Annotated in this window: 13 protein-coding genes and 1 pseudogene; 10 read left to right on the top strand and 4 right to left on the bottom strand. The window is 70.8% G+C overall.

The genetic code is table 11. The features are described from left to right. The first annotated feature begins 52 nt into the window (after positions 1–52). From ligD (OIE53_RS20595) to OIE53_RS20585, 3 genes are all read left to right on the top strand, one after another. Entirely contained in the window at positions 53–994 is a 942-nt protein-coding gene (gene ligD / locus OIE53_RS20595) for a non-homologous end-joining DNA ligase (protein ID WP_327023164.1), read from the top strand. Further along, a complete protein-coding gene (ligD, locus tag OIE53_RS20590; RefSeq protein WP_327023163.1) occupies positions 984–1,895 on the top strand; it encodes a non-homologous end-joining DNA ligase in 912 nt (303 codons plus the stop codon). The genes ligD (OIE53_RS20595) and ligD (OIE53_RS20590) overlap by 11 nt, the downstream gene beginning before the upstream one ends. A 107-nt stretch (positions 1,896–2,002) precedes the next feature. Then, a complete protein-coding gene (locus tag OIE53_RS20585; RefSeq protein ID WP_327023162.1) occupies positions 2,003–2,755 on the top strand; it encodes a TIGR03089 family protein in 753 nt (250 codons plus the stop codon). Here the strand turns inward: OIE53_RS20585 and OIE53_RS20580 are convergent. Next, on the bottom strand, positions 2,752–3,033 hold the full coding sequence (locus OIE53_RS20580) for a hypothetical protein (RefSeq protein ID WP_327023161.1): 282 nt from the start codon (positions 3,031–3,033) through the stop codon (positions 2,752–2,754). The genes OIE53_RS20585 and OIE53_RS20580 overlap by 4 nt on opposite strands. 391 nt (positions 3,034–3,424) lie before the next feature. On the opposite strand from OIE53_RS20580, the gene OIE53_RS20575 reads away from it, so the two are divergent. The 3 genes from OIE53_RS20575 to OIE53_RS20565 all read left to right on the top strand — a co-directional run bounded on the left by OIE53_RS20575 (position 3,425) and on the right by OIE53_RS20565 (position 4,491). Beyond that, complete coding sequence (locus OIE53_RS20575) at positions 3,425–3,643, top strand: winged helix-turn-helix domain-containing protein (protein ID WP_327023160.1); 219 nt, start codon at positions 3,425–3,427, stop codon at positions 3,641–3,643. A gap of 258 nt (positions 3,644–3,901) precedes the next feature. Next, positions 3,902–4,147: a toxin HicA gene (locus OIE53_RS20570; RefSeq protein WP_327023159.1), complete on the top strand. Its 246-nt coding sequence runs from the start codon at positions 3,902–3,904 to the stop codon at positions 4,145–4,147. Next, on the top strand, positions 4,147–4,491 hold the full coding sequence (locus tag OIE53_RS20565) for a type II toxin-antitoxin system HicB family antitoxin (RefSeq protein ID WP_327027302.1): 345 nt from the start codon (positions 4,147–4,149) through the stop codon (positions 4,489–4,491). Before OIE53_RS20570 ends, OIE53_RS20565 begins: the two co-directional genes overlap by 1 nt. A 122-nt stretch (positions 4,492–4,613) precedes the next feature. On the opposite strand, the gene OIE53_RS20560 is transcribed toward OIE53_RS20565, so the two are convergent. Then, positions 4,614–6,293 carry a DNA repair helicase XPB gene (locus OIE53_RS20560; RefSeq protein WP_327023158.1) on the bottom strand — a complete coding sequence of 560 codons (1,680 nt, stop codon included), beginning with the start codon at positions 6,291–6,293 and terminating at the stop codon, positions 4,614–4,616. Positions 6,294–6,722: 429 nt separating this feature from the next. On the opposite strand from OIE53_RS20560, the gene OIE53_RS20555 reads away from it, so the two are divergent. Further along, the gene (locus tag OIE53_RS20555; RefSeq protein WP_327027300.1) at positions 6,723–6,962 is read left to right on the top strand and encodes a hypothetical protein; all 240 of its coding nucleotides are present in this window, start codon (positions 6,723–6,725) and stop codon (positions 6,960–6,962) included. A 6-nt stretch (positions 6,963–6,968) separates the two neighbouring features. Here the strand turns inward: OIE53_RS20555 and OIE53_RS20550 are convergent, their stop codons facing one another. Then, positions 6,969–9,440 (bottom strand): helicase-associated domain-containing protein, encoded by a 2,472-nt coding sequence (locus OIE53_RS20550; protein WP_327023157.1) that lies wholly within the window; start codon positions 9,438–9,440, stop codon positions 6,969–6,971. Positions 9,441–9,522: 82 nt separating this feature from the next. Between OIE53_RS20550 and OIE53_RS20545 the strand changes: the two genes are divergently transcribed. Together OIE53_RS20545 and OIE53_RS20540 are read left to right on the top strand one after the other, a co-directional pair. Beyond that, the gene (locus OIE53_RS20545) at positions 9,523–10,146 is read left to right on the top strand and encodes an HAD family hydrolase (protein WP_327023156.1); all 624 of its coding nucleotides are present in this window, start codon (positions 9,523–9,525) and stop codon (positions 10,144–10,146) included. A 29-nt stretch (positions 10,147–10,175) separates the two neighbouring features. Continuing rightward, positions 10,176–10,562, top strand: coding sequence for a cold-shock protein (locus OIE53_RS20540; RefSeq protein WP_013731110.1), 387 nt, complete (start codon positions 10,176–10,178; stop codon positions 10,560–10,562). Here the strand turns inward: OIE53_RS20540 and OIE53_RS20535 are convergent. Further along, a complete protein-coding gene (locus OIE53_RS20535) occupies positions 10,523–11,371 on the bottom strand; it encodes a 1,4-dihydroxy-6-naphthoate synthase (protein ID WP_327023155.1) in 849 nt (282 codons plus the stop codon). The genes OIE53_RS20540 and OIE53_RS20535 overlap by 40 nt on opposite strands. A gap of 593 nt (positions 11,372–11,964) precedes the next feature. Here OIE53_RS20535 and OIE53_RS20530 point away from each other — a divergent pair. Continuing rightward, a pseudogene (locus OIE53_RS20530) lies at positions 11,965–12,150 on the top strand (helix-turn-helix domain-containing protein); the annotation flags it as partial. Positions 12,151–12,211: the final 61 nt, after the last annotated feature.

The following is a 12,211-nucleotide window of genomic DNA, read 5'->3' as shown; positions in this document are numbered from 1 at the left end:
GCACTGAAGCGAACGTGACGCGAGGTGTTCGGCTGGCTACTACAGTCGGATCGTGCCCGGCGCGCCGCTCAAGCCGATGCTCGCGATGACCGGGCAACTCCCGGTCGGTGCCGGCTGGGCGTACGAGTTCAAGTGGGACGGCGTACGCGCCCTGGCGGACATCTCCGCTGGTCGGCAGCATCTCTACGCCCGCTCCGGAGTGGAGATCACCACCGCCTACCCGGAACTGATCACCCTGGCCGAGCAGGTCGACGACGCCCTGCTGGACGGCGAGGTGGTCCTCTTCGACCCGGCCGGACGCCCCTCATTCACCGCACTTGCGGAGAGGATGCATGTGCGGAATCCGGCCAAGGCGGCCCGGCTGGCGGCCACCGTCCCGGTCACGTACATGATCTTCGACCTGCTCCGGTTCCAGGGGGAGGACCTGACCGGCTGGCCGTACGCCCGCCGTCGGGAAGCCCTAGACGACCTGGGGTTGGGGGCGGCGCGGTGGGCGGTCCCACCGGTCTTCTCCGACGGCCCGGCCACCTACTCCGCCGCCGGTGAGCACGGCCTGGAGGGGGTGATGGCCAAGCGGGTCGACTCGACCTACCGGCCCGGGGTGCGCTCGACGGACTGGGTGAAGGTCAAACTGGAGGTGACCGGCGACTTCGTGATCGGCGGCTGGCGGCCCGGGGCTCGCAAGATCGGCGGCCTGCTGGTCGGGGTGCCCGGTGCCGATGGACGCCTCACCTACCGGGGTCGGGTCGGCGGCGGCATCGGCGCGGCGATCGAAAAGCAACTGCTGCGCGAGTTGGAGCCCCTGCGCACCCCCGCCTCACCCTTCGCCGCCGGGGTGCCCCGCGAGGATGCCCGGGGCGCCATCTGGGTAACCCCCCAGGTGGTCGTGGAGGTGAAGTACGGCCAGCGCACCCCGGACGGACGGCTGCGGTTCCCCCGAATCCTGCGGCTGCGGCCGGACAAACCGGCCGAGGAGGTCGACGATGCCAACTGACCGGTTCCGGGTCGAGGTGCAGGGCCGCACCCTGGAGCTGTCCAATCTGGACAAGGTCCTCTACCCCCAGGCCGGCTTCACCAAGGGGGAGGTGATCGACTACTACACCCGGGTCGCCCCGGTGCTGCTGCCGCACCTGGCCGACCGGGCGCTGACCCGGATCCGCTACCCCAACGGGGTCGAGGGCAACTCCTTCTTCGAGAAGAACGCCCCGGCCGCCACCCCCTCCTGGGTACGCACCGAGAACCTGCCCGCCCCCGGATCCAGCAAGGGCCGGGAGACCATCGACTACGTGGTCGCCGACGACCTGCCCACCCTGGTCTGGCTGGCCAACCTGGCCGCCCTGGAACTGCACACTCCCCAGTGGAAGATCGGCGAACACCCCGACCTGATGGTGGTCGACCTGGACCCGGGTGCCCCGGCCGCCCTCAAGCAGTGCTGCCAGGTGGCGCTGCTGCTGCGCGACCGGCTGGCCGCCGACGGGGTGGAGGCCTACCCGAAGACCTCCGGCAAGAAGGGCATGCAACTGAGCTGCCCGATCGCCGGCACCCAGTCCGCCGAGGAGGTCTCGGCCTACGCCCGGCGGATCGCCCAGGACCTGGAACGCGAACACCCGAACCTGATCGTGTCGAAGATGGCGAAGAACCTGCGACCCGGCAAGATCTTCATCGACTGGAGCCAGAACAACGCCGCCAAGACCACGGTCGCGCCGTACTCCCTGCGCGCCCAGCCGGTGCCGTCCGTCTCCACCCCGCTGACCTGGGACGAGGTCGCCGTCGGTGCGGCCGGTAAACGGCCCTCGTCGCGGCCGTACATTGCCGGTGAGGTGCTGAGTCGGCTCGACGAGCACGGCGACCTGCTCGCTCCGCTGCTCGACGTCGGTCCTCCGCTCCCGGAGTAAGGAAGGGCACCTTGTTAACGCCTCGTGTATAGGAAGGGCCCCCTATTAACGCGAGGCAAGGCGGGGCAGCCTGGACAGGTCGGGGCGGTAAGAGTAGGAAGTGCGGTATGTCTGCCACGCTGCCCGTACTGTCCGCCGTCGGTCTCGCCGAGCGGGACCAGCCGCTGATCACCTACCTCGATCACCGGACCGGGCAGCGCCAGCAGGTCACCGCCGCCGAGTTGGGCGACTGGTCGGCGCGGGCCGCCGGGCTGCTGCGGGACGGCTGCGGCCTGGGGCCGGGCAGTCGGGTGGCCGTACTGCTGCCACCGCACTGGCGTACGGCCGCGGTTCTGCTCGGTGCCTGGGCGGTCGGGCTGGAGGTGTCGTTCCGGCCGCGCGCCACCGCCGGGTTGCCGGTGCTTGAGCCCGGCGGCGACCGACCGTACGACGCGGTCCTGGTCAGCCCGGAACGGCTGGACGACTGGCTGGAGGAGGTACCCGACGGGCTGCACCGCTACCTGGTCGGCACCGGCCCGGAACCGCTGACCGAGGTGCCGACCGGCTGGCTCGACTGGTCGACCGAGGTGCTGCGGCACGGCGCCGCCCCGACCGACCGCCCCCTGCTGCACGCCACCGACCCGGTCAGCCCGGACGGCACCACCTACCACCAGTGGGGCGGGCTGGCGCGGGAGCTGGCCGCAACCTGGGACCTGCAGGTAGGTGACCGCCTGCTGGTCGACGTCGCCGAGCACGACCTGCCGCTGAAATGGCTGCTAGCGCCCCTGTCGGCCGGTGCCTCGGTGCTGCTCTGCGCCAACCTGGACCCCGCCGACCGGGACACGGTAGCCGCCGCCGAGCAGGTCACCCGCATCCTCTAGATCCGCCGCCGCGCACACCGAACCGCCCGCACCGGCCGAGCGGAACACGGCGCATCATGCTCCGCCGCCAGCACACACCGCCCGCCTCCGGGCAGCCGCCGGTCACAGAAAACCCAATGGCGTACGCCCTGCTGGTCCTCGGCCGACACGGTCACCCCGCCCGGCTCGACCCGACCGCTTAACCGGGCCAACACCCGAGCGACCGTACGGGCGAACAGCCGCGCCCGCACCAGATCGGGTGCGCTGACCGGCAGATGGATCACCCAACGCCCGCTCATCGTCGGCTGCCTGTCCTCTGTTGATTCATCGGTTGACCGCCTTCCGCTGGTCACGTGAAGTGGAAGGGCGGCCTCCGCCGTGGTACAGCCGGCGGAGGCCGCCCCTGCCCTACCACCGCAGCCTCAATCGGCAGTACGACAGCAGGGCCGTCCTCTGGACTCATGGGTGAGGTGCTGGCACGGCCGGCGGGGGAAGCCAGCCGTGCCAGCGGTGCTGGATGCCCAACCGGGAAGGGCCGGCTTGCCTACCAGGCGATCCGATGCCGGGCGTCCGAAGGCCAACCTACAATGCAAAGCATGCAAAGTGCAAGAACTAACCATGCTAAGCAGACAAAGTCTTGGCCGGCCGCGGATTGGCGTGGGAGGATCTTGGGGCCTACCAGGAGTTGCCATGCCCCGAATCTCAGATCGCCAACGCATCGCCCAGGACATCCGCGACAAGATCGCATCAGGCGTCTATGGCCCCGGCGCGAAGCTGCCCTCGATGCGGGAGATGTCCGCGCACTACGGCGTCTCCGCCGAGCCGGTCCGATCAGCGCTGCTTATCCTGCAAGCCGAGGGACTGGTCGAGGGCCACCAAGGCAAGGGCGTCTACGTCACCGAAAAGTGAATCAACGACCGACTGATAGCCCCCAAGCTCATCAGGTCTACCTACCCTCGCCAGCCGAAGCAACCAACCCTCTTCGGCGCTCCCGAGTAGGTCACCCTGCCCGCCTCCGCGAGCTGTGTCAGCCCAGCTGGCCGACACGCCGAGGACGGAACAGCTGAACTGCCACAGACCGGACCGTCGCCGCCAAGCATCCACAGGTCGCAGGAGGGCTTGGTGATTGGCTGGAGTCATGGTACCGCTGGTAGTACCATCCCAACTGTGCCCTCCATAGACAAGCTCGTTGCGGTGATGCGGAAGAGTCAGCAGAACATCGCCTACAACGATCTCTATAGGGTGTGCGAACACTACTTCGGGAAGCCGCGGCAAGCCGGCACCTCTCATGCGGTGTTCAAGATGCCCTGGGCGGGAGATCCACGCGTCAACATCCAGAACGACAAAGGCAAGGCGAAGGTGTACCAGGTCCGGCAGGTACTCAGGGCGATCGACAAGAAGGAGGCCATGTGATGCAACCCGATGCCCACCCCGAGATCACCCACTACACCTACCGGGTCACCTGGTCCGCCGAGGATCGCGAGTTCGTTGCCACCTGCGCCGAGTTTCCGTCGCTGTCCTGGCTGGCTCCCTCGCAGGTTGAGGCTCTGCAAGGGCTTCAGGAGTTGTTGCGTGACGTGATCGAGGACATGCAGGACCAGGGTGAGCAGGTGCCGCTGCCGTTCGCGGAGCGCAGCTATTCGGGCAAGTTCAACCTGCGCGTCGGGGAGAGTCTGCACCGGGAACTCGCCATCCAGGCCGCAGAGGACGGCCTGAGCCTCAACCAGTACGTCCTACGCAGACTCCGAGCCGCCTGACCGGCCGAGCCGGCCCTTCGCAGGAGCCCACGGCGGGAGGCTGCCGCCATTCCGCCGATGTGGTGGTATCCGAGCCGCCGCGATACCGCCATATCGGCGGAATGGAGTCGATCAAGCGGGGGTCAGTCGAAGGAGGGCAGGGTCGGGCCGAGGACGTCGTCGGCGTCGACGATGGTGTACGCGTACCCCTGCTCGGCTAGGAAGCGCTGGCGGTGGGCGGCGTACTCGGTGTCGATGGTGTCCCGGGAGACGACGGTGTAGAAGTGGGCCTGCCGACCGTCGGCCTTCGGTCGCAGCACCCGGCCCAGTCGTTGCGCCTCCTCCTGCCGGGAGCCGAAGGTGCCGGACACCTGGATGGCCACCGCCGCCTCGGGCAGGTCGATGGAGAAGTTCCCCACCTTGGAGATCACCAAGGTGCGGATTTCACCGGAACGGAAGGCGTCGAACAGCCGCTCGCGTTCCTTGTTGGTGGTGGACCCCTGCACGATCGGCGCGTCCAGGTACTCGCCCAACTGGTGCAGCTGGTCGATGTACGCGCCGATGACCAGGGTCTGCTCCTCCGGATGCCGGTCCACCAGGGCCTTCACCACCGGCAGTTTGGTGCGGGCGGTGGCCGCCATCCGGTAGCGTTCCTCGGTCTCGGCGGTCGCGTACGCCATCCGCTCGGCGTCGGTCAGGGTGACCCTGACCTCGGTGCACTGGGCCGGGGCGATCCAGCCCTGCGACTCGATGTCCTTCCAGGGGGCGTCGTAGCGCTTCGGGCCGATCAGGCTGAACACGTCGCCCTCCCGGCCGTCCTCCCGGACCAGGGTGGCGGTCAGCCCGAGCCGACGGCGGGCCTGGAGGTCGGCGGTGAACCGAAAGATCGGCGCGGGCAGCAGGTGCACCTCGTCGTAGACGACCAGGCCCCAGTCGCGGGCCCCGAACAGATCCAGGTGGGTGAACGTTCCGCCGCGACGCGAGGTCAGCACCTGGTATGTGGCGATGGTGACCGGACGGATCTCCTTGCGCTCGCCGGAGTACTCGCCGATCTCCTCCTCGGTCAGCGAGGTACGGGCGATCAGTTCCCGTTTCCACTGTCGACCGGCGACCGTGTTGGTGACCAGGATCAGGGTGGTCGCCTTGGCCTCGGCCATCGCCGCCGCACCGACCAGGGTCTTGCCGGCGCCGCAGGGCAGCACCACCACCCCGGAGCCGCCGGCCCAGAAGGCCTCCACCGCCTCCCGCTGGTACGACCGCAGGGTGAACGGCTTACCCCCGTCCTTGCCGGCCTCGGCCAGCTCGATCGGGTGCGCCTCCCCGTCGACGTACCCGGCCAGGTCCTCCGCCGGCCAACCCAGCTTGAGCAGGGCCTGCTTTAGTCGGCCACGTTCGGAGGGGTGCACCGCGATGGTGTCGTCGTCGAGTTTGGCGCCGAGCATCCCGGCGAGCTTCTTGCTCTTGGCGACCTCGATCAGCACCACCCGGTCCAGGGCGCGCAGCACCAGGCCGTGCACCGGGTCGTTGGCGAGTTGCAGTCGGCCGTAGCGGTCCATGGTCTCGGCCACGTCGACAAGCAGGGCGTGCGGCACCGGGTAGCGGGAGTATTTGATCAGGGCGTCCACCACCCCCTCGGCGTCGTGGCCGGCGGCGCGGGCGTTCCACAGCCCCAGCGGGGTCAACCGGTAGGTGTGCACGTGCTCGGGGGATCGCTCCAGCTCGGCGAAGGGCGCGATGGCCATCCGGCAGGACTGGGCGTCGGGGTGGTCGATCTCCAGCAGCAGGGTTTTGTCCGACTGTACGATCAGGGGTCCACCGCTCACGCCGAATCTCCTCCTCCGTACGGCCGATGGGGTTGGCACGGTAGGCCGCTGACCTGCCACCGGGCGACCATCCAGTGTTGCACGTCGAAGTCGGTGCCAAGAATGCGTACGCGGGCGGCAACCTTTCCCTTTCCGAGCTGCGTTTAGCAGGTGGGAAGACGGGTCGCATCGGTCCCGGATGCTTCGTCTTCCAGGTCGGCGCGGTGCGTGTGCGTTCGATCCGTGATCAGGCGGGCCAGGAAGCGGGGGCGCTTTCCGCCATCACGGAAGCCAACGGGGGCGAGCGGCGCGCCCGGGCCGACCTTCCGCGTCGGATTCCGCGTACCCGCCGCCGGGTAGAAGCTGCCGGGACCGGTCGGCCGTGCTGCTGGCCGGTTGCCATCTTCAATGACACCCTGGGATGGCATGCCGACCGTACGGGGAGGGCAGATGTCCGTTGATCAGGAATTGATCTTTGCGCGTGACAAGGCCGATTCGGCGGAACCCGTATCCACCGCGACGGTGGTGGCGTACGCGGTCCTCGCGGCGCTGTTGTTCGGCTGGTTCCTGTACGGCTGGCTGGTCCTCCAGCAGGGTTTCATGGATTCGGTCGGGGAAGCCGCCGGCGCCGGTTCCGCGCTGCTGCTGATCGTGGCGATCGTCGGGTCGGTGCGCCGCAGCCGCCGTTGACCCGTTTCACTTCTCCAGCACCGCTGCGGTGATCCGATGCAGGGCGAAGGTGTGCAGCATCTCGGTGCGTTCGTCCTCGGCCCGCAGGTAGCCGGCGCCGAGGGAGACCGGTCGGACCAGCCGCGACGCGGTCGCCCCGTGAGCGTCGACATAGCCGACCCAGACCAGCGCCTTGTCGCGTACCGCCTGCTGGAGGACGGCCAGGGCCTCGGCGTGACCGCGTGCGGGGGCCGGGCCGGTCGAGGTCGCGGCACCCCGTACGGCCGCCGGAGCCCGCCGGGCCGCCCGGGCCGCCGCATCCCCCCGGCGGATCTGCTCGACCACCCCGAGCAGGCGGGGCAGCGGCAGGCGGGGGGTGGCCAGGGGGTCGAGGACCCGGGTACCCACGGAGACCCGGGCCGCCGCCCGGCGGACCTTGGGTCGGGTCAGCACCGCCGAGCCGGTGGCGTCCTCGGCCACCGGGGCGTAACCGGCCTCCCGCAACACCGCCAACATCCGCCCGGTCTGGTACGGGGTGACCAGCACGGTCGGTGCCAGGCGGCGCAGGGTCAGCTCCTCGACCCGCCGGTCGGCCAGCAGTTCGGCTAGCAAGGCCTCGTCGTCGCTGCGCAGGTACGCCCCGGCAGAGCCGACCCGCAGCCCGCCGTGCCGACGGGCCATGTCGTCGATGAGGTAGGTCAATCCCTGGGGTATCGGGGTGCGGGACCGGCGCTGGAACAGGTCATGCAGCTCCTCGGCCGAGTGGCCGGTGTCCAAGGCCCGGCGCACGCTGCCCGGGGTCACCCGGTACACGCTCGCGCCACCGGCCGACTCGGGTTCGGCGACCGCCTCCAGTTCGACGGCGAGGATCGGCTCCGGTGGCCCGGGAACCACCACGGTCAGGTCGGCCTGCACCAGGAAGTGATCGACCGGGGCGGGCAGCAGGGCGTCCAACACCCGCACCGCCGTACCGGCATCCTCGGTCTCGCTGCGCAACCCCAGGGGGTCGCTGCCGTCCCGCTCCTCGGTGTCGGTCACCTCGGTCAGCAGCAGCCGCCCGTACGAGGTGAGCGCCCCCAGCCCGGTCACCCCCAGGGCGGCCGCCTCGGCGAGTACCTCCCGGTGCGCGGCCTCCCGGCCCCGGCTGCGGCGGGGGGCCCGCCAGTCGAGCAGCGCCAGCACCTCCTCGACGGTGGGTGCGGCGGCCGGCTCCAGGTCGGCGAGCACGCCGAGCACCGCCCGTCGGGCGGCCGGCGTACCGGCCCGTTCCGCCTCGGCGGAGAAGACCGTGATGGGTCGGTCCCGGTCGTCGCGTTGGCCGATGAGCCCGACCTGCCGGGTCATGATCAGCCAGGCCCGGGCCACCTGGGCCCAGCGTTCGGCCAGGGAACCGGCCCGCCACAGCTCGTACCCGGCGGTGGGTAGCACCTGCTGGTCCGCCCCGTACCGGCTGGCACTGCCGGGCAGCTCCACCTCGCCGGCCAGCCCGGCCGCGTACGCCGCCTCCAGCAGCAGCGCCGCCGTCGGCTCGTCCAGCCCGGTGGCCCGGGCCAACCGCCGCAGATCACGTACCCCGATCCCGCCGGAGCGCAGCACCGGGGCCGGTTCGGCGGCCAACTGTTCCAGCAGCGCCTCGGTGTGGCGTACCACCTCCATGGTCTGCCCGGCCCCGGCGGAGTCGACCGCCTTCGGCTCGCGGGGGGTGCTGACCACCTGCGGCCCGCTGACGCTCAGCGGACCCAGCGGCCCGGTGTCGCGGCGCAGCAGCAGCCCGATCTCCCGGGGCAGCTCGACCATGCCGCTGGTGCCGCCCTTACCCCCGGCGACCCGCACCAGCAGCCGGTGGTCGACCAGCCAGCGGACCGGGGAGCCGGTGGGCGCCCCGCCGTTGGTTTCGTCCGGGGGCAGGTCGTCGTCGCTGCCGGTGGCCGGTGCCTGCAACGCGCCGGGGGGCACACTGCCGACCGGGGGCCCGGCCGCCAGCCGGTCCAGGATCGCCCGCGCCGACGGGGGCGCGGCCAGCAGGGTCCGGCGCAGTTTCGCCGGGTCCGCGCAGAGGGCGGCCGTGCGCGGGTCCAGCTCCGCCGCCGGTCGGCCCAGCCCCGCCGGGTACGGGGAGATCTCGTCGATGCCGCCGACCAGGTGCAACTGATGGTCCGGGCCGTACACCAGCAGTCGCGCCCGCAGCCGGTCCAGGGCGGCTCGGACGGAGGTGGGTGCGGGTGGGTTGGGGCCGGCGGTGGCCATGGCCAGGACCCCGTCGACCGAGGTGGTGCCCTCGGCCGGGTAACGGGTCAACCGGGCGGCGTCCATGATCTGAAGGGTGAACTGGTCCAGCCCGTCCAGGGCCCGTGACACCGAGACCCGGGACTGGGCCCGGATGGCCAGGGCGTCGACGTCGGCGGGGACCGGCACGACGAGGTCGGGCCGCAGTTGCAGCAGCGCGGCGAGGGAGTCGTCGGGCAGGGCCCGCAGGTGGTCGGCGAGTGAGTTGCTCATCGTCGTTCCACGCTAGCCCGCCGGGGGGTGCTCCCGCCCATCGGACGACCGGGCCGGGTAGAAGGCCGGGTAGCTTTCCAGGATGCCTGCACTGACGGTCGGCTTCGATCTCGACATGACTCTGCTCGACACCCGCCCCGGCATCGCCGCGGCCTACCGCGCGCTGACCGAGCGGACCGGGGTCCGGGTCGATGCCGAGGCGGCGGTGTCCCGGCTCGGCCCGCCGCTGCGCACCGAGATCGCCCGCTGGTTCCCCCCCGAGCAGGTCGACGAGGCGGTCCGGGTCTACCGGGAGCTGTACCCGGCGTATGCGATGACCCCGACGGTGCCGCTGCCCGGCGCGCGGGCGGCCCTGGACGCGGTACGCCGGCGGGGTGGGCGGGTGGTCGTGGTCACCTCCAAGCTCGGCCGGCTGGCCAAGCTGCATCTGAACCACCTTGGCCTGGCCGTGGACGAGCTGGCCGGAGACCTGTTCGCCGAGGAGAAGGCGACGGCGCTGCGGGCGCACGGTGCGACGTACTATGTCGGCGACCACGTGGCGGACATGGTGGCCGCCGAGGCGGCCGGCGTGCCGGGGATCGCAGTGACCACCGGACCTTGTTCCGCCGATGAACTGCGGGCCGCTGGCGCGGCGGTGGTGCTGGCGGATCTCACCGGATTCCCGGCGGCGCTCGACGGCATGATCCGGCTAGCCTTGAAGCAGTAGTCGTCTCAAAACGAAGCAGGGGATCTCAGGTGCCTACGGGTCGAGTGAAGTGGTACGACGCGACCAAGGGATACGGGTTCGTCACCAGTGACGAGGGTGGCGACGTGTTCCTGCCAAAGGCCGCGCTACCGGCAGGTGTCACCGACCTGAAGGGCGGCCAGCGCATCGACTTCAGTGTGGTGGACAGCCGGCGCGGCACCCAGGCGATGGGGGTCAAGCTGCTGGAGGCCCCGCCGTCGGTGGCGGAGCTGCGCCGTCGCCCGGCCGAGGAGCTGCACGGGCTGGTCGAAGACATGATCAAGGTGCTGGAGGCGAAGGTGCAGCCGGACCTGCGCCGGGGTCGCTTCCCGGACCGCAAGACCGCCCAGAAGATCGCTCAGCTGGTCCATGCGGTGGCCCGCGAGCTGGAGGTCTGAGGCACCAGCCCGGCGTCGGCGGCCCGGCCCAGCAGCGCCTCGACGGCAGCGAACCCGGCCTCTCCCAGGTCGGCCGTGAACTCGTTGACGTAGAGGCCGATGTGCCGGTCCACCACGTCGGGCTCCATCTCCTGGGCGTGCTCCAGCACGTACCCCCGGCTGGCCGCCGGGTCGGCCCAGGCCTGCCGGACGGACTCCCGGATCCACCCGGCGGCCTGCTGCGGGTCCACCACCCCGCGTCGGGCCAGGATGGCCCCGAGGGGGATGGGTAGGCCGGTGTCGCCTTCCCACCACTCGCCCAGGTCGACCAGCGCGGTCAGCCCGTGTCGCGGGTAGGTGAAGCGGGCCTCGTGGATCACCAGCCCGGCGTCGTACCGCCCTGCGGCGACGCCGGGCATGATCTCGTGGAACGGCACCACCTCGATGCGCCGGGGGGTTTTCCCAGCCGACCAGAGCCGGAAGAGCAGGTACGCCGTGGTCCGGTCACCGGGCACCGCCACGGTGGCGTCGCGCAGGTCGGTCCGGTCCGGGCCGCCCTCGCGATCCGCCCGGGTCAGCACCAGGGGCCCACAGCCGCGTCCCAGCGCGCCGCCGCAGGGCAGCAGGTGGTAGTCGTCCAGCAGCCAGGGCAACGCCGCGTAGCTAACCTTGACCAGGTCGAAGGCGCCCCGCTCGGCGGCGGTGTTGGTCACGTCCACGTCGGCGTAGGTCACCTCGACCGGGGGTGCCCCGGGCACCTGCCCGTGCACCAAGGCGTGGAAGACGAAGGTGTCGTTGGGGCAGGGCGAGATCGCCATCGAGAGCGCCACGCCCCCACCGTATCCCCGCCCGGTCCGCCGCCACCGGGCGGTCGGCGCCGCGCCCTGCCCGGTCACACCCCACCGCCGCAACAACCCGACCCTGAGCCCTCCGGGTCCGCCGAGCCTGCGGCCGGCGTCCAGACGTGGCGTACGCGGTGGGGATTGAAGGGCATGTCGCGGCGGACCATGTCAGATACGGCCCCTGTCGAGCTGAGAGCAACAACGGATCACCCATCCCGATGCCCGTCCTGGCAACCCCTGCGCCAGGAATGCCGACGATGCGCCAGGAATGCCGACGATGGGTCAGGGATGTCGACGATGCGTCAGGGATGTCGATGATCACCGTCGGGATGGTTTCGCTGCGCCGGTGTCGAGGGTCGTCGTTGAGGGTCTGCTGGATCAGTCTGCGGCGATAGCGCAGACGGTTCAGCTCGACAGGGGGCCTGGGGGACACCCTCGGTCCTGCCGACGCACGCTGCTGGAGACCGGTGCGCGCTGCTGGGTGCAGGCGTTCCCCAACGGCCTCCGGGTTATCCACAGGGTTGTCCACAGGTGGACGATCGGGGTTGAGTGGTCTGGGGCGGAGCGGAAGCATCGATGGCATGGGGGACGAGTCGGGTGCTGACGGTCTGGCTGATCTGGGTTCGATACTGCGGTCGCTGCGTCGGCAGGCCGACCTGAGCCAGCGCGAGTTGGCCGGGTTGTCTGGCGTGCCGCAGTCAACCGTGGCGCGGATCGAGTCCGGGCAGTGCACCGATCCTCGGTTCCAGACCGTGCACCGGCTCATCCGGGCAGCAGGCGGGAGGTTGCGACTTGCCGGCGCCGGTGATCCCGCTGCTGGTGATCCCG

Origin of the sequence: Micromonospora sp. NBC_01739 (assembly GCF_035920385.1) — a bacterium.
Lineage (GTDB): Bacteria > Actinomycetota > Actinomycetes > Mycobacteriales > Micromonosporaceae > Micromonospora.
The sequence above is the reverse complement of the archived record's forward strand: the minus strand, read 5'-3'. Positions and strand labels throughout refer to the sequence as shown.